Raw genomic sequence first — 18,945 nt, forward strand, 5'->3', positions numbered from 1 at the left:
TCCATGTTTTCAATCTATCATTTCGTCTTGTCAACACGTTTGCAAAAATGAACCTAACTTCTGATTCAAAAGCGAGGCCGTCTCTTCCATAAGCCGCATGCCGATATCATCGGCATGGCGGTTTTTCCAGGACTCAAGCTCCGTACCTTTCACCCATTGATTAAAGGCGCCTAATGCCGGGCCGCAATGAATCTGGAAGTCTACCTTGGCATCCGGGTCTCCTTTAATCGCCGAAGCAGAACTTTGCCTGAAATACCATTTGAATATGAGCGCCATTTTCTGTTTCGGATTCCGTTCGGCTTTTGAAATGTCTTCATTCGAATAATGAGCCTTCACTTTGTCATAAATACTGCTTACACTTGCCTTAAAATACTTCTCTTCTATTTGTCTGAGTGTCTTTTCATCAATTTCTTCAATTGAGCGGTGACGCTGATACAGTTCATGCAGCTTAGAGGCGCGGGTCGGAAAGAACAGCCCTTTCTTTAATACCTGCACCTTGCTGCCTGATTCAAACATATCGCCGGCCGGCGCGTAGGCCGTATCCTGTACATTCATCTGCTGCAGGAGGTCCTTTACGAGGCCGCTCGTCGCTGCCTCAACGGTGCATTGGTTAATAGATCCGGTCACAATAAAATCAGCGCCGAGCATAAATGCGGCCATGGCAGCCTCGGGCGTTCCGATTCCCCCTGCGGCTCCGACGCGGACGGTTTTGCCGTATCGGTATTTTTTCATCATGTCATCTCGTAAACGGATGATCGCCGGCATGAGACTGTAAGCAACTCCGCCGTCAGTGTGGCCGCCTGAATCAGCCTCTACGCAGATGTCATGCGCAACGGGTATTTCTCTCATCAGACTTGCTTCTTCAGGGGTAATTTTGTTTTCGGCTGCAAGTTTCTGCAGAATGTGATCAGGCGCCGGGCTGAGAAACGCTTCCGCTACTTCCGGACGGGACAGCTTGGCGATAATCCGCTGACGCGCTATTATTTGTCCGCCGGCACCGCGTTTTAACCCCTTAGCGCGAAACCTTACTAAAGCGGGAGTAACCGTTAAAAACGCTGATGCTTCCAAGTTCTGAACCCCATGCTTCAATAAAAGATCAATCATTTTTTCTTCTGAATCTGTATGCTTCATGTTATGTACAATATTTATGCCGAAGGAACCGCCGTCACGAAGCTCATGCTGAATTGACAAAATGGCGTCCTCGACGTGCGCGATGTTCAAACCGCCCGTTCCGAAAAAGCCCATCATTCCTTTTTCGGCCAGTTTGACGACCATTTCCTTCGAAGAAATTCCGCGGTACATGCCGCCGGCCAAGTAGGCGTATTTCAATTGATAATCGCGCTTAAACTCTTCATTTCCTAAAGACGCCGCCGTAATTGAGCTTTTTCCAGTCTCAGCCGGGACTTTGATTTCATCTGTTATCGGATCCGCTTCAGCCGTAATTCTTTGAATCAGCCCCGTCAGCACTTTTCCGGGACCGATTTCCTCAAAGCTCATGTTCTTTCTTCCCATTAAGAAACGGATACTGTCAGTCCAGTTCACCGATCCCGTTATTTGTCCGGTGAGTGTCTCTTTCAGCTCTCTCTGCTCATAGGGTCTTGCCGTCACATTTGAAATGACCGGAATGGACAGCGGCTTAAAATGGAAAGATTCGATAAACCGTGAAAATTCCTCCTTCGCTTCCAGCATGTATCTGGAATGAAAGGCGCCGCTGACATTTAAGCGGTGAACCATTTTTACGCCGTTTACGGCTTCAAAAACGGATGCGGCTTTTTCAATATCTTCTTTATAGCCGGAAATGACAATTTGCTGCGGTGTGTTCATGTTGGCAATATCAATCATATCCAAGTGATTTTCTCTTAAAACATCCGTCACCTGCTCATGAGTCAGGCCGATCACCGCTGCCATGCCGCCTCCTTTTGCGCGGCTCATCAGTTCGCCCCTTTTTTTGACCAGCTGTAAGCCTTCTTCAAAATCAAAGGCTCCCGAAGCGTATAACGCGTTATATTCGCCCAAACTGTGTCCGGCGGTAAAATCCGGTTTCAAGCCGGTTTCTTCTGTTTTTTTCAAATAATTGAGGGCATTGACGACATAGAGCGCCGGCTGAGTGAACTGAGTCTGATTGAGACGTTCTCCGTCCCGGCACAGCTCCTGAATGGAATATCCGAGAATGTGATCGGCCTTTGCGGTTAATTCAGGATAGCGGCCGAACAGGTCCTCTCCCATCCCGATTTTTTGCGAGCCTTGGCCTGGAAAAACAAAGCTGATCATCTTACAGTCTCCTTCCGGGCGGTGATAAAATGCTGTCTTCTATTTGCTGCAAATGTGTTTGTTCTTTATGAAACGGCGTCATAATGGCACGAATGCGTTCAGCCGATCCCGCGGGAAGAATCTGTTTGGCAAATGCGGCCAATGTTCCGGAAGGCCCGGCATCGATATACAATCCTTTTTGGCGGCTGTCTGCGAATTGAAGCGCTTCGCGGAATTGAATCGGCTTTCTTACGATATCCCAGAAAAAGTCCGCTTGTATATCGGTCTCAGCCTCTCCGGTCGCACTGGAGATGTACGGTATAAACGGAGTCCGGATTGATTTCTGAGCTAAAAAGCGCTTGTACGGCTGTTCCGCCTGATCAACCAGCGCTGAGTGAAACCCGTAAGATACCGGCAATAGCTGATGAGCAATCTGCTTTTCTCTCAGATCGTCCATGATCCTTTTGATATGCTCCCGCTCTCCTGAGATGACAAAGTGAGAATGATAGTTTACAGATGCCAATTCACTATGTTCGCCGAGCAGCGGATCATCTTGATATAAAGCCGGATCACCCAGTATCGCAAGCATGCTGCCGTTACGGCAAGTTTCCGTAACGATTCGGGCCTGTTCCAGCACGCAATCTAAAGCATCCTCGGCGCTCAGCACGCCCGACACAGCGGCCGCTGCATACTCTCCGAGGCTTGCTCCGATCACATAATCGGGACGTATGCCTCTTTGCTCCAAAGCATATGCAAGTGCGTACTCAGCCATAAAAATGGCAGGATGGCTGAAAAGAAGGCGGTCAAATGGATCAGACAGACGATTGCCTGTATGATACATCTCTTTAAGGACAGAGTAACCGAAACGGCTGACTGCAAAATCGTCCAAGTCAAGCATTTTCTGCCGAAAAGCGGCGTTATGTGCAAACAGCTCTTTCCCCATTTGATAGTATTGGGAACCCTGTCCAGAAAACATGAAAACAATTGGCTGGTTCATTTGTTCTCCTTTTTGCTGCTTATTTTTTTAAAATATTGATTTGTGAGTTTTTCGTGATGTCGTGTGCAGGTGAAGTGGTCGTGATGTTGTATGGCTGGCACTATTGTGTGAGATAAGAATTTTGACTTGCGTTCCGCTACATGGCGGGTGAAGCTTCAGTTTCTTTTTTGATGCGGTGAATAAGCCCTGTCAGCACATGGCCCGGGCCGACTTCTTCAAATTCCATCCGCCCTTTGTCCAGCAGATAGCGGATGCTGTCGTTCCATCGCACTGAATGGTCGATCTGATCGGCCAGAACGGAGTGGATTCCGTCTTGCTCATAAGGTCTGGCATGCACATTAGAAATGACGGGAATTGATATAGCAGAAAAATGAAATGACTGTAAAAATTTTTCGAACTCTTGTTTTGCTTCACTCATATATCTCGAGTGAAAAGCGCCGCTTACGTTTAACGGATGAAACATCGTAACGTCTTTTAATCCTTCGAATACGCTTTTGGCTCTTTCAATGTCTCCTTTGCGTCCGGATATGACAACTTGGTGAGGAGAATTCATATTGGCAATATCAATCGTATGTAATCCGTGCGTTTGAAGGGCGTCTGACACTTGAGCTGCAGTTAACCCCATAACAGCGGCCATTTTTCCGTCAGTGGCCATACTCATTAATTCGCCTCTTTTACGGACAAGCTGCAGGCCGGTAATAAAATCAAAAGCACCAGCTGCAAACAGCGCATTATATTCTCCCAAACTGTGGCCGGCCACATAATCCGGCTTTATGTCATTGTCTTGGATTTTTTTCAAATAGCTTAACGCGTTTACAACATATAAAGCAGGCTGGGTGAACTGCGTCTTATGAAGATTGGAATACGGATTCTCAAGACAAAGCCGTTTCATGGAATATCCGAGTGTTTCATCAGCCTGCTCCGTTAAGTCTTTAAATTCATCAAACAATGAGCTCCCCATTCCCTGCTTTTGAGAACCTTGTCCGGGGAATAAGTATGTGATCATTTTCTCAGCCATCCTTTCTCGGATTCAGATAAGAAGCATGTTCAAGTTGATAGTAACTTCACAAAAATACCATGTCAAGTTAATTTATCCTATGCGAACTCCTGAATAATGCCTATTTTTCCCTGTCAGAAGGCGGACTCAGGGCTTTCGGAACAGGCGTAAGCAGAATGTCCCATCCGGCCTGCCCGGCGTTCTCTTCCGCAAACTCCCGTTACTCAGCCATTCATCACCAGAAGTCTAGTAATAACTACCATTCCATTTCAGAACTTCTTTGCCTCAAAAGGAAAGCTAGTTAGATAGAACTAAATTACACATTACTTAAAATGAAACAGCCCTTTTTGATTTTTTCTGTTGCGGAAATTCTCGAAATGTTCTTTTTTTTCAATCTGAAAGTAAATATTGTTTTTCAAAAGACTCTCCATTTTTTGACCCGGCTTCTCCCCGAAGGAGTGCCCCGGATACACACGCACATGCGGCGGAATGGAGGCTTTGATCCTCTGTATACTGTGAAACATATCTTCAGCTGAGCTGCCCCTGTCCTCACATATACCGCACCCTTCTGTAAACACGGTGTCACCGGTAAAAAGATGATCAGATAGCAAATAGCACATTCCCCCGGCCGTATGTCCCGGGGTCAGTATACTTCTGATGATAAACCCTCCGGCCGCAAAGGTTTGGCCGTCTTCAAGCGCTATTAAGTTTCTGCACCGGAATTGATAGAAATCGATTTCCGCCGACGACATATATATATCAGAATGATAGATTTGCTGAAGCGGCTCCGCCAAGTTTACATGGTCATAATGCGAATGTGTTAATAAAATAGCTGATAAATCAACATCCAATTCATGCAGTTTATCGGTTATTTTATCGATTTCCCAGGACGGGTCCACCGCTATCGCAGATTTTTTTGAGCGGTCTGCGATAATATAACAATAGTTGGACCACATCTGGTGATAAGTTTTGATTTGATGCACTTCATATGTATGATCCATTGTCACCATTCCCATTTAAAAGATCCGGGCAGACTGCTGCCGCCGCCCAGCCGACTGTAACCACTTTACCAGATGACACCACGTTTTTCCATGGATTTTCCGGTAAAGATAAAAAACTGTTCAAATCAACCAAAAGAACCAGCCTCCGGTTTTTAAAATTTGTTATCGTAATATATAAGGAAATAAGAATATTCATTTACATGAATACTTTAGGAGATTTTATTCAGAAAATGAAGAATGGTATAATTTTCGAATAAAAAGAAAGAAAAACAAATCGAGTTTTTATTTTGAAAAGAATTGTCGAAGTAGCCTGAGAGGATAATCAGTCTTTAAATGACATTCAATCTAGATTCTTATTTCAATCCTTTTCTTCAAGATAACCTAAACCCATACGGCTTCCCCAAAATATATCAGAATACCTTAGCTCCTTACCCGAATTTCAATGTTATGCTTATGAGTTAGCATTAACGCACAATTCGAATTAGAAAAATACGACGTAATTCACACACAAGATGTTGTTTCTTCACTTTCTTGGAACAGCCGGAGCATTCTCCCCTGAGTAATCTTTTATGCTAGAGATAAAGCATCTTCTGGACCAAACGGCACGTACGCCGCTTGGTGGATTACTTAACCCCTTATGTTTTCCCTTTAAACGGGACTATTGTTGGTGATTATCAAATTTAACCTGTGTTAAGCTTTAGACGGGAGGTAATTATGGAAAATAAAAGAAACGCTGAACCGAATCCAAAAGCTATAAGAATTCTAACTTACATCATTCCTATAGTTTTAATAGGGCTTATCCTTGTTCTTAAGAATATTAATACCGCAGCAGCAGAAATTTCATTTTATATTGTTGCTGTCGGTGTGGTTCTCTTAGTGGTTTTCAGTTTGATCAAAAACAGAAAAAACCGCAGGAAGAACTAAATGTAAGGGGGGCTAATTACTAGTCCCCTTTGACTTGCACATTGTCATCTCACCAAATTCCAATTTGATTTAAATTCTTCCCCCATGTCTTCCCCTGTGAATTTGTAAGAGCAGGTACTCGTATAACCCATGATAATCATGTAGCTTTCCGATTAATCATTTGACCCTTTAAACATTGGAGGAAACATTAAAACAAGTTTAAATCTTGGTTCCCCCTGATCTTGCTCATATATTTTAGACGGGAAAACGGACCAAGCATTAGCCGCAATCAGCCCTATAGGTATGATTGGAACGGGAAAAGTCTTAAAGGCAAACGCTGGAACAGGAAAACCTTCTAACCTGTTCAGAGGAGAAAATTTCCCCTATGCTGCAAAAAGGGAAAATGGCATCAGCAAATCTTATATATCACCTGAAACCGGAAACTTAATACCTGCTAACAAAAGTGGACTGTATAAAGGTCGTCAGGTAACTGTAACGGAACATATTTTAGGAGGATATAGAAGAGGCGGAAAATCAAATAGCCCATATACCAGCTTTACAGTCAACAAAAAGATTGCAAAAGGTTACGGGGATCATACTATTGAATTGGACATATCCTCTCTTCGAAAAGCAATACGCTCTGGTAAGCTAAAAGGAGTTGCCATCCTTAACCCTAAGCAAATTGAGAGACTTATAAAAAACGATACGAGACAAACAGACAATTGGAAAAATAAAGCCCTCAAATGGACAAATAGAGATACTGAGTATTTTGTTAAAGGTGAGATACCAAAAGAATACTTCAAAATGTTTTCTAAGGAGTGACGCTTATGTTTCTTTACTATCAAAATGAGTGTTTAGGTAAAATTGAAAGGGTTGCAGTAGAAGGGCCTTGGGCTTATGGCAAGATTATCCCTAATGACAAGATGGAAAACTTCAAGGACTTCTTTAGAGCTGTAGTAGATGAAGATGACCCCTTTGCAATTGAGAAGTTTGACGATAATCTCTTAGACGATGATAATTGGTTTATTGTTGATGACGAGCATAAAAAAGTAGGCATTTCCTTGCCCGGTATCTATGAGGAAGATAACGAAATAAATTGGAGATGGAGATAAATCGGATTAGGGTCCTCATAAAGAGAGGGCCCTTTTTGATTTCAACTCCGCAACTTTCGTCGTCGGACCAACAGGAAAATGCAGCACATACACCTCATCTAAAACAAAATGGTGTGCCGTTATCGTGCCATAATCGTGCCATTTTTCTCATTCTAAATACTATTCTTAAATTCTTAACTCTAATTAGCTAACAACAACTATTATCTTCCTTAACGCTATTCAGAATAGTATCGCGATCCTCTTTCTTAATCCCTATCTTTTTAAGAGTAATACCCATAACCTCGTCCCAACCAATATTGTGAGGAGTTTCTGAGTAAAACCTATAGGCTTTTTTATACCTTTTAGGTTTAATCTCCATATTTTCTAATACAAAAGTTAATCTTAATCTATCCATTATTTCCGTACTTGGACCATAGCGAGTTGCCAAAATGCGCCATATAAAATAAAATGCTCTATATCTTTCTAGTACTCTTTTACTTTCATTATCATCTATTATCTTAAGTTTTAAAACTGAATTTAACAGTTCTTCAACTAATTCAAGCAATCTTTCTTCTTTCAATGATCCTTTTCCGTCCTCTATAAATTTCACGCTTTCTATTGACTCACAGATTGAAAGTATTTTAGGCGTCGCATATTTCAAATTGTTTCTTGTATGGAAGTATATATCTTCTAACCAATGTTTATAAATTTGTTCTGCTGAAATATCACGTCTAAATAAAGAATTGTATTCATAAAAACTAAAGATCTTATAAAGAATAGGCGAATATAGTTTTTCATATGTATTCCTTTTAGAAGCAGAGCTCTCTCTCCTATTAAAAAAGAAGTGTGCTAAAAACCCGCCCAAGCCTGCAGAAAGTAAAGTTCCTACAGAAGTTATAAATGGTTGCCAAAAACTTATATCATCCACATGTTTACCCCCTATAAAAATCAATTATAACATTTTTCCAATTAATCATAACTTATAGACTGTGCAACTGCCCGAGTTCCGTCAGCCCTTGCCACCCTTGTTTTCAAGCAATATCCCTAAAATGAATTCCACGTTTGCTTTTTGAAGGGAATCAATAAAAAATATGCAGAAAAAAAGACTCATCTTGCTTATGCGATGAGCCTGCTTATATTTTAAATTTCTTCATGGCGTTGTTCATGGCATCCTGATTGATTCCAATGTATCGAAGGGTTGTCCGCTGGTCTGAGTGATTAAAAATCTCCTGTAACATGGCAACGTCTTTTGTTTGCTTGTAAAAATGGTATCCGAATGTTTTCCTCAGCGTGTGCGTGCCTATATCATCCAAATTGACATACTCAGCAGCAGTCCTCAGCATCTTATAAGCCATCGACCCGGGAAATGGGCTTGTTAATCCCTTGGCTTTTGAAAAGATATTCGTGATCTTCTTTCCCCTCAATATACGCCTTTAATTCTTTTTGAAGAGCCGGCGTCATGTCAATTCTCTTTTTCTTTTTGGTTTTCTTCTCTATAAGGTTGAAATACGGCCGCTTGGCGTCTCTTACTCTCAGCTCCAGTATATCTGATATACGAAGGCCTGAGTTTATACCAGTGACAAATAGCATGTAATTCCGTTCGCTCTGTTCTTTTAAGAACCGTTTGATATAGAAAATGCATTCCGGGTCCCTTATCGGCTGAACAAAATTCATTCCGGCGCGCCCCCGTCCTTATAGACTTCCACGCGAAGGGCAAAAGCCAGCCGGTAAAACGCTTTTGCTTTCGTTCAGATATCAAATTTGTAAGTGAACGACTCGGTCATACCGATGTGAAAATGACGGCTGATGTCTATATCCATATCACGCAGAACCACAATCAAAAAAGCATTAACCGGTTTGACGAATACCTAAACAGGCAAAATGTGGGCACGAGGGGTACATCCCACACAGAACCCTTCTACATCACACGCTTAAACATCTTCTCCATCTCATACGTGCTGTGGTGGATAATGATCGGCCGGCCGTGCGGGCATGTGAACGGGTCTGTCGTTCGGCGCAGGTCGTCCAAGAGCGCTTTGATTTCATCGTTTCGCAAATGGCGGTTCGCTTTGATTGAGCCTTTGCAGCTCATCATAATGGCCGCTTCCTCCCGCAGTTTCTTAATATCGATCTGTTTGGCGTCAAGCACCTGCTGAATGATTTCTTCAATCAGTTCAGCTTCTTCCCCTTTTGGAAACCAGGCCGGATGGCAGCGGACGATGTAGCTGTTCGTGCCGAATGCTTCTAAAAACACTCCGACACTTTCAAGCTCATGCTGATGCTGGTCAATGATCAGCGCTTCGTTTGCCGCGTAATGAAAGGTGAGCGGCACGATCATGTCCTGTACTTCAGGCTCGACCTGCCCGACTTTCTCCCGGAAATATTCGTATTTAATCCGTTCTTGTGCCGCATGCTGGTCAATGATATACAAGCCGTTTTCGTTTTGGGCTAAAATATATGTCCCGTGCATTTGGCCGATCGGATACATCACCGGAACTCTTTCTTCCCGTATTTCTTCAGAGACAGCTTCCGGTTCCGGAGTATCGGAAACAGGCGCTGCCGTTTCCGCCATGCCGAGCTCCGGCGGCACTTCGTGATCCGCTTCATTCGGGAGAATCTCTTCTTCTATTATTACCGGCTCAGGCTCTTTTACGACCGAACTCAGCTTCATTGGTGAGTACGACGGTTCCGGCGTTTTTTCAGGAAGTTTCCGCTCAGGCGCGCTTTCCTCGAATGTCATAAATTGCTGTTCGTTTTTGGCCGGTGCCGGCGCTGATTTTTTCGGGAGCTGGGCGCTCGGAATAAGCCGCTGCTTTTGAAACACTTCCTTTATCCCGTCACGGATCAGCTCATGCAGCTCCGTCTCTTTGCTGAGGCGGACTTCAAGCTTTGAGGGATGTACATTGACATCGACCAAAATCGGGTCCATCGTAATTTCGATAAACGTAATCGGATGGCGGCCGATCGGCAGAAGTGTGTGATAGCCCTCATGCACCGCTTTTACAAGCGGGAAATTCTTAATGTATCTTCCATTAATGACAGATGACATGTAGTTTCTGGATGCACGCGTGATTTCCGGAAGCGCAATGTAGCCCTTGACTTCAAAATCAAGCGAGCTGACATGGAGCGGTATCATTTTTTTCGCAACCGCCGTCCCGTAAATTGCGGCCAGCACATGGCGCACGTCCCCGTTACCGTTTGTCTGCAGCAGATTTTTCCCCTGATGGCGGAGACGGATCGATACTTCCGGATGCGCAAGAGCGATCCGGTTGACAACATCCGTAATATTGCCGAGCTCCGTATGCACGGTTTTCATATATTTCAATCTGGCGGGTGTATTGAAAAACAGATTGGTAACGATAATCTCCGTTCCTTTTCTGCTGGAGGATTTCTGTTCAGAAATGATATTCCCGCCCTGAAGAATGAGATGGGTGCCCGCTCCCTCGCCGATGCTCGTTTTGATTTCCAGATGAGAAACAGACGCGATACTTGGCAAAGCTTCTCCGCGGAAACCGAGTGTTCTCACCCGGAACAGGTCGTTTTCATCTTTGATTTTACTGGTCGCGTGGCGGCGGAAAGCCCGCTTGCAATCATCGGTTTCCATACCTTCGCCGTTATCGAGCACCCGAATCGACGAAAGCCCCGCTTCCTCTATGTCGATTTCAATGACTGTGCTGTTTGCGTCGATGGCGTTTTCCACCAATTCTTTAACAACTGAGGCAGGCCGTTCGACCACCTCGCCGGCCGCTATTTTATTTGAAAGTTCATCTGAGAGCTGGATGACTTTTGCCAAGTCCGTCACCTCTTTCTATTTTAATTTTTTTTGCAGCTTGTACATTTCGTTCATCGCTTCAAGCGGCGTCATATCGAGAATATTGATTGATTTAAAGGCTTCAAGCACTTGTTTTTCTTTATTAGAAACAGCCGGTGCCTTCAGTTCTTTTTCACCGTCAGCAAAAAAGGACAGCTGTGCCGGTTCTTCTCTGACGGCGGACTTTTTCTCAGATACCGCCGGAAGCTCCGGTTTATCTCCCGTCTGCTCAAGCTGTTTTAAGATCTCCTGCGCGCGGCTGATCAGATCATCCGGGAGCTCGGCAAGCTGGGCGACATGAATGCCGTAACTTTTATCTGCGGCTCCTTCTTTGATTTGATGGAGAAACACGACCGTTCCGTTATATTCCTCTGCGCGCACATGAACGTTTTTCAGCTGAGGAAGCTTATCTTCAAGCACCGTCAGCTCATGATAATGCGTGCTGAACAGTGTTTTAGCGCCGATATAATCGTGAACATATTCAATAATCGCCTGTGCCAGCGCCATTCCGTCGTACGTTGATGTCCCGCGGCCGATTTCATCAAACAGGATCAGGCTGTCTTTTGTGGCGTTCACAATCGCGTTTTTCGCTTCCAGCATTTCCACCATAAAGGTGCTTTGTCCGGAAATCAAATCATCCGCTGCCCCGATTCTCGTGAAGATTTGATCAAAAATCGGCAGAACCGCTTCTTTTGCGGGCACAAAACAGCCGATCTGGGCCATGATCGATAAAAGTGCGATCTGTCTCATGTACGTGCTTTTACCTGACATATTCGGACCCGTAATCAGGAGCATTTCCCGCGAATCGCCCATCAGGCAGTTGTTCGGCACGTATTCTTGACTGTCCATCACCTTTTCAACGACGGGGTGTCTCCCTTCAATGACTTTTACTTCATTATCAGAAAAGACGGGCTTTGTGTAATGCCTGTTTTCACTGATCGTAGCAAAGCATTGCAGTGCGTCCAGCTCACTCATTTGTTTGGCAAGACGCTGCAAGCGCGGAATAAATTGTTTCACCTTTTCACGCAGTCCGGCAAAAAGCTCATATTCCAGCTCGCAGATGTTGTTTTCCGCTTCTAAAATAAGCGCTTCTTTTTCCTTCAATTCCGGCGTAATGTACCGTTCGGCGTTTGTGAGGGTCTGCTTCCGCTCATACCGTCCGTCTTCAAGCAGATGAAGGTTTGCTTTTGTGACTTCAATATAATAGCCGAACACTTTATTGAAACCGACCTTTAATGAACGGATGCCCGTATAAGCGCGTTCCTGCTGCTCCAGTCTGGCAATCCAGTCTTTACCGTTTTTGCTGGCGTCACGGTACTCATCGAGCTTCTGATGATAGCCGTCTTTAATTAAATTGCCTTCTTTTAACGATAACGGCGGGTTTTCATGAAGGGCTTCTTCTAACAGGTCAAGCAAATCTCCGCACGGATCAATCAAGCCGGCGCGTTCTTTTGCTTTTTTATCGTTAAGAGACCCTACAAGCTCTTTGATGCTCGGCACTTGTTTTAAAGATTCTTTCAGCTGGATTAAATCCCTTGCGTTGACGTTTCCGAATGCGACCCGGCCCGCCAGACGTTCTAAATCGTATACTTCCTTCAGGCGCTCTCGCAGATCTTCACGCTCAAACAGATGATTGATCAGCGTCTCGACCATTTCCTGGCGTTCTTCGATTTGGGATGCCCTGATCAGCGGGCGGTCAATCCATTGTTTGAGAAGCCGGCCGCCCATCGCTGTTTTCGTCTCGTCTAAAAGCCAAAGCAATGACCCTTTTTTGCTTTTCGAACGGATCGTTTCCGTCAGCTCAAGATTCCGTTTTGAATACAGGTCAATTTTCATCGCTTCTTCCAATTCATATACTTGAACCGGCTGCAGATGATCCAGGCTCCGTTTTTGCGTTTTCTGCAAATACGTATATAAACGCATAAACGTCTCTGTCAGCTCTTCGCCCGGCAAGTGCTTTGCGATTTCAATGCGTTCTGTTATTTCCCCGTCTTCGATGGAAATCGTGGCGCCGCACCGTTCTTTCAGCTGAGCAGCTGTATGTTCGTTAAACTTGCTTGATACGACAATTTCCTTTGCGCCGACTGAGTAAATTTCTGACATGACATCTTCAATCCGCTCAATAAATACGGCCAGGTTTTCTCCGGTCGTTAAGTCCGATAAAGCGAGACCGTATCCGTCACGGAATTCGGAAACGGAAGCGATAAAGTTGTTTTCCGATTCATGAATGCCTTTTCCATCCATCACGGTTCCCGGTGTGATCAGCTGGACGACTTCTCTTTTTACAACGCCTTTAGCCGCCTTCGGATCTTCCGTCTGCTCACAGATCGCCACTTTATAGCCCTTTTTAATCAGCTGTTCAATATAAGCCGCCGCGGAATGATACGGCACGCCGCACATCGGAATTTTATCAGCCGAACCTCCGTCTCTGCTTGTCAGTGTAATTTCAAGCTCTTGTGACGCTTTTTTTGCATCTTCAAAAAACATTTCATAAAAGTCACCAAGCCGAAAAAATAAAAAGGCATCTTGGTGCTCTGCCTTTATCTTCAAGTATTGCTGTATCATAGGCGTGTAACTAGCCATCATTTAATCCCTCACTATGTATCTTCTCTTATCCGAATCCCATTATAACATAAACAAAAGAGTGATATCTTTATATATAAAAAAGAGACTTGGGGTGTTAAACTCCCCTAGCCTCAACTTATTCTTCAGGATCTCCGACTAAAAATTCAGGGTTAATGTCCTCTAATTCTTCATCAAGATCGTCTTCCCAATCATCATCATCGTCTTCTTCCCAGTCAGGATTGACTTCGACGACGACTTTCGTTTCACCGACCACTTCTGCTAAAAATTCTCTCTCTGCCTGAACCACGATTTTATTTCCGTTAGGAGAAATGGTGACTTCAAGACAATTCGGCTGCTGCAGCACTTTGGCAATGACTTCGTGTTCGTCATCTAAGTAATTTGTGTCTCTGTATCTGAGTTTAATCACATCGACATACTTTACTCTCTCGGTTACAACTTCCGTTTTTGTATTATCGGCGTAAGAGTACCAGACGTTTATATCATAATACCCTTCAATTTCTACAGTCTTCCCGATCTTTTCGGCATCGTACTTGTGGTTGATAATCCAGCCGCCCAATATACTTGACGGTTTTTCTCCAGGTGAGATCGTGTTGGTGCATTGGGTGAATTTTCTTCCTTTCGCAACTACCGCTTTCGTAATAATTTCCCTGTATTCAGACATTCCGGCAGGCCTCCTTGTTCTTCTTCGTGTTATCTTATGCTGGGCATTTGTCTCATGTGCATTTTTATAATAAAAATATAAAAATACAAAGTTTCTGTTTCATTGTATGCAGCCCTGCCCAGAAACTTTACTTTTAAGTATGATAAAACTTCCCAGTAAAATGGGACAAAACGGTGAGCCGATGAAAATTTAGTACATATTACAATTAGTTCTAAAACAGCAAAAAAACACGGGCCGATGAAGGCCCCGTGTTTAAATAGAACAGCTGTTATTCGAATGTTTTACTTTTGAACCGGTTTCTCCCGTCAGCAGGTTGCCTCCGGTAGATGTAATGATTTCGTTTGTCACCTGATTTGAGATCGTATGTGCGACAAGCTGAAGAAGGTCATTGACCTCAATCTGGGAATCTCTGAATTCCTGAATGATCGGAATCCCTTCAAGCTCTTCCTGCAGGGCGTCAATTTTACTTTCCACTTGTTTCAGCGCTTCAAGCTTTTCGTAGTGCTTCAGGTTAACGGCTTGCTTTTGCAGGGTTTTAATCTGATTAATAATCGCGGAGACTTTTTCATTTTCGTTAATCTGCGCCTCAGCGCGTTTGAAAAAATCAACTTCTTCTGTTTCAGAAATCATTTTCGCAAGGTTCCTAGCCTGCTGTACAATGTCTTTCTTAGAGTAAAGCGTCATTATTATTTCACCTCGATTGCTTCTCCTGCCATCACACCGTCAAGCGACCATGTTTTCGCCTGTTCGATTTTGACGCGTACAATCTTGCCGATGGCGTCTTTCGGCCCTTTGAAGTTGACGAGCTTGCTTTTTTCCGTATAGCCGGCAAGAATGTCAGGGTTATTTTTGCTTTCTCCCTCAACTAATACTTCGACAGTCCTGCCTTCATATTCCTTCATTTTTTTGGCTGAAATTTCTTTCACCAAATCATTGAGGCGCTGAAGACGTTCTTTCTTGACCCTCATCGGAACATTGTCTTTCATCTTCGCTGCCGGCGTGCCTTCACGCGGAGAGTAAATAAACGTATATGCGCTGTCAAATTCCACTTCGCGATATAACGAAAGCGTTTCTTCAAATTGTTCATCGGTTTCATTCGGGAAACCGACAATAATATCGGTCGTCAGTGAAGCGTTCGGCATCGCCGCTTTAATTTTTCCGACAAGCTCCAGATAGCGTTCTCTGTCATATTTGCGCGCCATCATTTTTAACATCGCTGAGCTTCCTGATTGAACCGGAAGATGGATATGATCAAGAAGGTTGCCGCCTTTGGCGAGCACTTCGATCAGACGATCATCAAAGTCACGCGGATGACTCGTCGTGAATCGGATTCTCGGAATATCAATTTTACGCAGTTCGTCCATTAAATCACCGAGACCGTACGTCATATCATCAAAATCTTTTCCGTACGCATTCACGTTTTGACCGAGCAGCGTGATTTCTTTATAGCCTTCACTTGCAAGTCTTCTGACTTCCTGGATAATTTCCTCAGGACGGCGGCTTCGTTCTTTTCCGCGGGTATACGGTACGATGCAGTATGTGCAGAACTTGTCACAGCCGTACATAATGTTGACCCAGCCTTTAATTTTTCCGTTGCGGACTTTCGGAAGGTTTTCAATGACATCCCCTTCCTTCGACCACACTTCAATGACCATCTCTTTTGATAAATATGCCTCTGATAAAAGTTCCGGCAGACGGTGAATGTTGTGCGTGCCGAAAATCATATCGACAAACGGGTGCTTCTTAAGGATGCGGTTTACGACTGATTCTTCCTGTGACATGCAGCCGCAGACACCGAGAATCAAGTCCGGGTTATTTTTTTTGAGCGCCTTTAAATGGCCGAGCTCGCCGAACACTTTGTTTTCAGCGTTTTCCCGGATAGCGCAAGTGTTTAATAAAATAACGTTCGCGTCATCAACCGAATTTGTCGCTTCATAACCGAGCGCCATAAAAATACCCGCCATGACTTCCGTATCATGCTCGTTCATTTGGCATCCGTACGTGCGGATATAAAATTTCCTGCCTTCACCGAGGCCTTTAAATTCTTCTGAGATTTTAAAATCGTTATGATATTGAACGGATTCTTTGCCCCGTTTTTTCGCATCTTTTAAAGAAGGCGGAATATAAACGGCTTCAAAATACTTGCTGTAATCCTTTTCGGATTTTTTGTCCGCCGGATTCACTTGTCCGCTTTCCTGCTTTTGCTTTTCATTCATGTTCGAATGTCTCCTTTCAACCGAAACTTCCACCCTCAAGTATACTGGTTAAAAGCGTTTGGCACAACCGCCAGCCTATTATTGTACACCTTATTGAGAATAAGAATCAATAAGAAATAAAAAAGAGGGAATCATTTCCCCCCTTACACAAGCTGCAGCTCTTTTGCGGCTGAACGGATTACTTCCAGTGCCCGGTCAAGCTCCTCTTTTGTATGCTCCGCCGTAATAATGGTGCGGATTCTCGCTTTTCCTTGGGCGACCGTCGGATACACGATGCTTTGTGCAAAGACGCCGCGGGTCAATAAAAGGTCTGATAATGCCTGGGCTTTTTCTTCCTCCCCTATTAATATCGGCACGATCGGTGTTTCGCTTTTTGTGAGGGTCAGCCCCATTTGAACCAGTTTGTCTTTGAAATACGCCGTGTTCTCCCATAGCTTTTCCATATGCTCCGGCTCTTCCAGCAGGACGTCAATGGCTTCTATGCATGCGGCCGTTACCGCAGGCGGATGAGAAGTGCTGAATAAGAAAGGACGCCCTTTATGGCGCAGGTAATCGATCAGAACCTGCGACCCTGCGGCGTAACCGCCAAGCACTCCGATGGCTTTGCTTAATGTGCCCACCTGTATGTGGACTCTTCCGTCAAGCCCGAAGTGATTAACCGTTCCCCTTCCGTTTTTTCCGAGTACGCCGGAAGCATGCGCGTCGTCGACCATCACAAAGGCATCGTACGCCTCTGCAAGTTTGACGATGTCAGGCAAAGGAGCGATGTTGCCGTCCATTGAGAATACGCCGTCGGTGACGATCAGGCGCATGCGGTAATTCATTGATTTTTTCAGCACCCTTTCCAAATCGTCCATATCAACATGGCGGTACACCTTTTTATCTGCTTTTGTGAGCCTGATTCCGTCAATGATGGAAGCATGGTTCAGTTCGTCAGAGATCACGATATCCTCTTTTGTAAGAATGCTTGATAGGACTCCCTGATTCGTTGTGAACCCCGATTGAAAAACAAGTGCCGCTTCTGTTTTTTTAAAGTTTGCCAATTTCTTCTCCAGCTCATTGTGCATTGTGAATGTTCCGGCGATTGTCCGGACGGACCCCGTACCCGCTCCGAATTCTTCCGCGGCGCGTTTGGCCGCTTCGACAAGCCTTGGATGCGACGTCAAACCGAGATAATTGTTCGATGAAAGCTGTATCACGTTTTCCCCTTTGACTTCCACCGACGGACCCTGCTTCGTTTCAATTTGTTTCATTTGCTGCCACGTTTTATTTTCTTTCATTTTATCAAGCTCGGCTTTTAGAAATTCAAATTCTTTCATTATAGAACCCTCCCCTTATGGAATCAAAATGACTTTGCCGCACCGGCCCTTTCTCATCAGGTCAAACCCTTTTTCAAAGTCTTCAAGCGGAAACTGATGCGTGATCACCGGCGTCAGATCAACAAGGCCGGATTCAAGCAGGTGCGATACCTGCCGCCAAGTTTCAAACATTTTTCTGCCTGTGATGCCTTGGACGGTAAGTCCTTTAAACACCACGTCATTTGTCAGGTCAACCGTCACCGGACGTTCCGGCAGACTCAGCATGTGGAACCTTCCCCCGTTGGCCGCCATCTTTAATCCTTGTGTTATGGCTGTCGGGTGGCCGGACATTTCACAGACAAGGTCGATTCCTTCTCCGCCTGTTAAGGTGTCGATCACCTCAAGCGGATCTTCCTCGTCAGCTGGAATGGTGATCGTGGCTCCCAATTTCTTCGCAAGAGCCAGCCTGTAATCATTTTTATCAATGGCCGCAATACGGGACGCACCGGCCGCTTTAGCCACCGCCACCGCCATCAGTCCGATCGGTCCGCAACCGATAATTGCAGCGGAACCGCCCGCAAGCTGGCTGTTTTCCAGCACCGTATGCACCGCGTTGCCAAGCGGCTCTTGAACAGAAGCGACGGCGGGGTCCATATCAGCGGGATTTTTCCAAACATTTCGAGCCGGCACTTTGACATATTCAGCGAAGGAACCGGCTGTATCTACGCCGAGGATCTTTGTATGGGTGCACACATGATGTTTTCCTGTTAAACAAGGGACACAAGTACCGCAGACGAAGTGGGTTTCAGCCGAAACGTAGTCACCTATTTTGACATTTGTGACGTGTTTGCCCGTTTCCGCTACGATACCGCTGAATTCATGTCCGAATACTTGAGGTGTTTTGATTCGTTTCTGCGCCCATTGATCCCAATTATAAATATGCACATCTGTACCGCATATAGATGCGGCCTGTACTTTAATGAGAACTTCATTCTCATTAATGGAAGGTATGGGAATTTCTTTCAGAGTTGCTCCGAAAGCGTTTTCATTTTTGACGATAGCTTTCATCTTTCCTCCCAACATGTACACTCCTCCTCGAAAAAACACTGTAATAACTGGATTGTAACACGAGAT

General features: G+C 44.6%; 15 protein-coding genes and 1 pseudogene. 3 read left to right on the forward strand and 13 right to left on the reverse strand.

Annotated elements, in window-relative coordinates:
• Nucleotides 1-30: 30 nt before the first annotated feature.
• The 4 genes from fabD (CXL14_RS14605) to CXL14_RS14620 all read right to left on the reverse strand — a co-directional run bounded on the left by fabD (CXL14_RS14605) (nt 31) and on the right by CXL14_RS14620 (nt 5,245).
• Nucleotides 31-2,271: an ACP S-malonyltransferase gene (fabD, locus tag CXL14_RS14605; RefSeq protein ID WP_014417816.1), complete on the reverse strand. Its 2,241-nt coding sequence runs from the start codon at nt 2,269-2,271 to the stop codon at nt 31-33.
• Between the two features lies 1 nt (nt 2,272).
• Nucleotides 2,273-3,247, reverse strand: coding sequence for an acyltransferase domain-containing protein (locus CXL14_RS14610; RefSeq protein WP_014417815.1), 975 nt, complete (start codon nt 3,245-3,247; stop codon nt 2,273-2,275).
• A 136-nt stretch (nt 3,248-3,383) separates the two neighbouring features.
• The gene (gene fabD / locus CXL14_RS14615) at nt 3,384-4,253 is read right to left on the reverse strand and encodes an ACP S-malonyltransferase (protein ID WP_014417814.1); all 870 of its coding nucleotides are present in this window, start codon (nt 4,251-4,253) and stop codon (nt 3,384-3,386) included.
• 314 nt (nt 4,254-4,567) lie between these two features.
• Nucleotides 4,568-5,245, reverse strand: coding sequence for an MBL fold metallo-hydrolase (locus tag CXL14_RS14620; protein ID WP_014417813.1), 678 nt, complete (start codon nt 5,243-5,245; stop codon nt 4,568-4,570).
• A gap of 714 nt (nt 5,246-5,959) precedes the next feature.
• Here CXL14_RS14620 and CXL14_RS14630 point away from each other — a divergent pair.
• From CXL14_RS14630 to CXL14_RS14640, 3 genes are all read left to right on the forward strand, one after another.
• A complete protein-coding gene (locus CXL14_RS14630; protein ID WP_032863736.1) occupies nt 5,960-6,169 on the forward strand; it encodes a hypothetical protein in 210 nt (69 codons plus the stop codon).
• Nucleotides 6,170-6,451: 282 nt separating this feature from the next.
• The gene (locus tag CXL14_RS14635; protein ID WP_014417812.1) at nt 6,452-6,970 is read left to right on the forward strand and encodes a hypothetical protein; all 519 of its coding nucleotides are present in this window, start codon (nt 6,452-6,454) and stop codon (nt 6,968-6,970) included.
• Nucleotides 6,971-6,975: 5 nt separating this feature from the next.
• Nucleotides 6,976-7,260 (forward strand): hypothetical protein, encoded by a 285-nt coding sequence (locus CXL14_RS14640; protein ID WP_014417811.1) that lies wholly within the window; start codon nt 6,976-6,978, stop codon nt 7,258-7,260.
• 187 nt (nt 7,261-7,447) lie between these two features.
• Here CXL14_RS14640 and CXL14_RS14645 read toward each other — a convergent pair whose 3' ends face one another.
• The 9 genes and pseudogenes from CXL14_RS14645 to tdh all read right to left on the reverse strand — a co-directional run bounded on the left by CXL14_RS14645 (nt 7,448) and on the right by tdh (nt 18,894).
• Nucleotides 7,448-8,167, reverse strand: coding sequence for a hypothetical protein (locus tag CXL14_RS14645; RefSeq protein ID WP_014417810.1), 720 nt, complete (start codon nt 8,165-8,167; stop codon nt 7,448-7,450).
• A gap of 205 nt (nt 8,168-8,372) precedes the next feature.
• Nucleotides 8,373-8,913 (reverse strand): annotated as a pseudogene (locus CXL14_RS14650) (tyrosine-type recombinase/integrase).
• 244 nt (nt 8,914-9,157) lie between these two features.
• Nucleotides 9,158-11,032, reverse strand: a complete 1,875-nt coding sequence (gene mutL / locus CXL14_RS14660) for a DNA mismatch repair endonuclease MutL (protein ID WP_014417807.1) — start codon at nt 11,030-11,032, stop codon at nt 9,158-9,160.
• Nucleotides 11,033-11,047: 15 nt separating this feature from the next.
• Nucleotides 11,048-13,633, reverse strand: coding sequence for a DNA mismatch repair protein MutS (mutS, locus tag CXL14_RS14665; RefSeq protein WP_032863834.1), 2,586 nt, complete (start codon nt 13,631-13,633; stop codon nt 11,048-11,050).
• A gap of 118 nt (nt 13,634-13,751) precedes the next feature.
• Nucleotides 13,752-14,297 carry an outer spore coat protein CotE gene (gene cotE, locus CXL14_RS14670; RefSeq protein ID WP_003154111.1) on the reverse strand — a complete coding sequence of 182 codons (546 nt, stop codon included), beginning with the start codon at nt 14,295-14,297 and terminating at the stop codon, nt 13,752-13,754.
• A gap of 252 nt (nt 14,298-14,549) precedes the next feature.
• Entirely contained in the window at nt 14,550-14,981 is a 432-nt protein-coding gene (locus CXL14_RS14675; protein ID WP_003154113.1) for a regulatory iron-sulfur-containing complex subunit RicA, read from the reverse strand.
• Nucleotides 14,982-14,983: 2 nt separating this feature from the next.
• The gene (gene miaB, locus CXL14_RS14680; protein ID WP_014417805.1) at nt 14,984-16,513 is read right to left on the reverse strand and encodes a tRNA (N6-isopentenyl adenosine(37)-C2)-methylthiotransferase MiaB; all 1,530 of its coding nucleotides are present in this window, start codon (nt 16,511-16,513) and stop codon (nt 14,984-14,986) included.
• Nucleotides 16,514-16,656: 143 nt separating this feature from the next.
• On the reverse strand, nt 16,657-17,835 hold the full coding sequence (locus tag CXL14_RS14685; RefSeq protein ID WP_029325912.1) for a glycine C-acetyltransferase: 1,179 nt from the start codon (nt 17,833-17,835) through the stop codon (nt 16,657-16,659).
• A 12-nt stretch (nt 17,836-17,847) separates the two neighbouring features.
• Nucleotides 17,848-18,894 carry an L-threonine 3-dehydrogenase gene (tdh, locus tag CXL14_RS14690; protein ID WP_014417804.1) on the reverse strand — a complete coding sequence of 349 codons (1,047 nt, stop codon included), beginning with the start codon at nt 18,892-18,894 and terminating at the stop codon, nt 17,848-17,850.
• Nucleotides 18,895-18,945 lie beyond the last annotated feature (51 nt).

The sequence above is a fragment of the Bacillus sp. SJ-10 genome (assembly GCF_002843505.1).
Classification (GTDB): domain Bacteria; phylum Bacillota; class Bacilli; order Bacillales; family Bacillaceae; genus Bacillus; species Bacillus velezensis.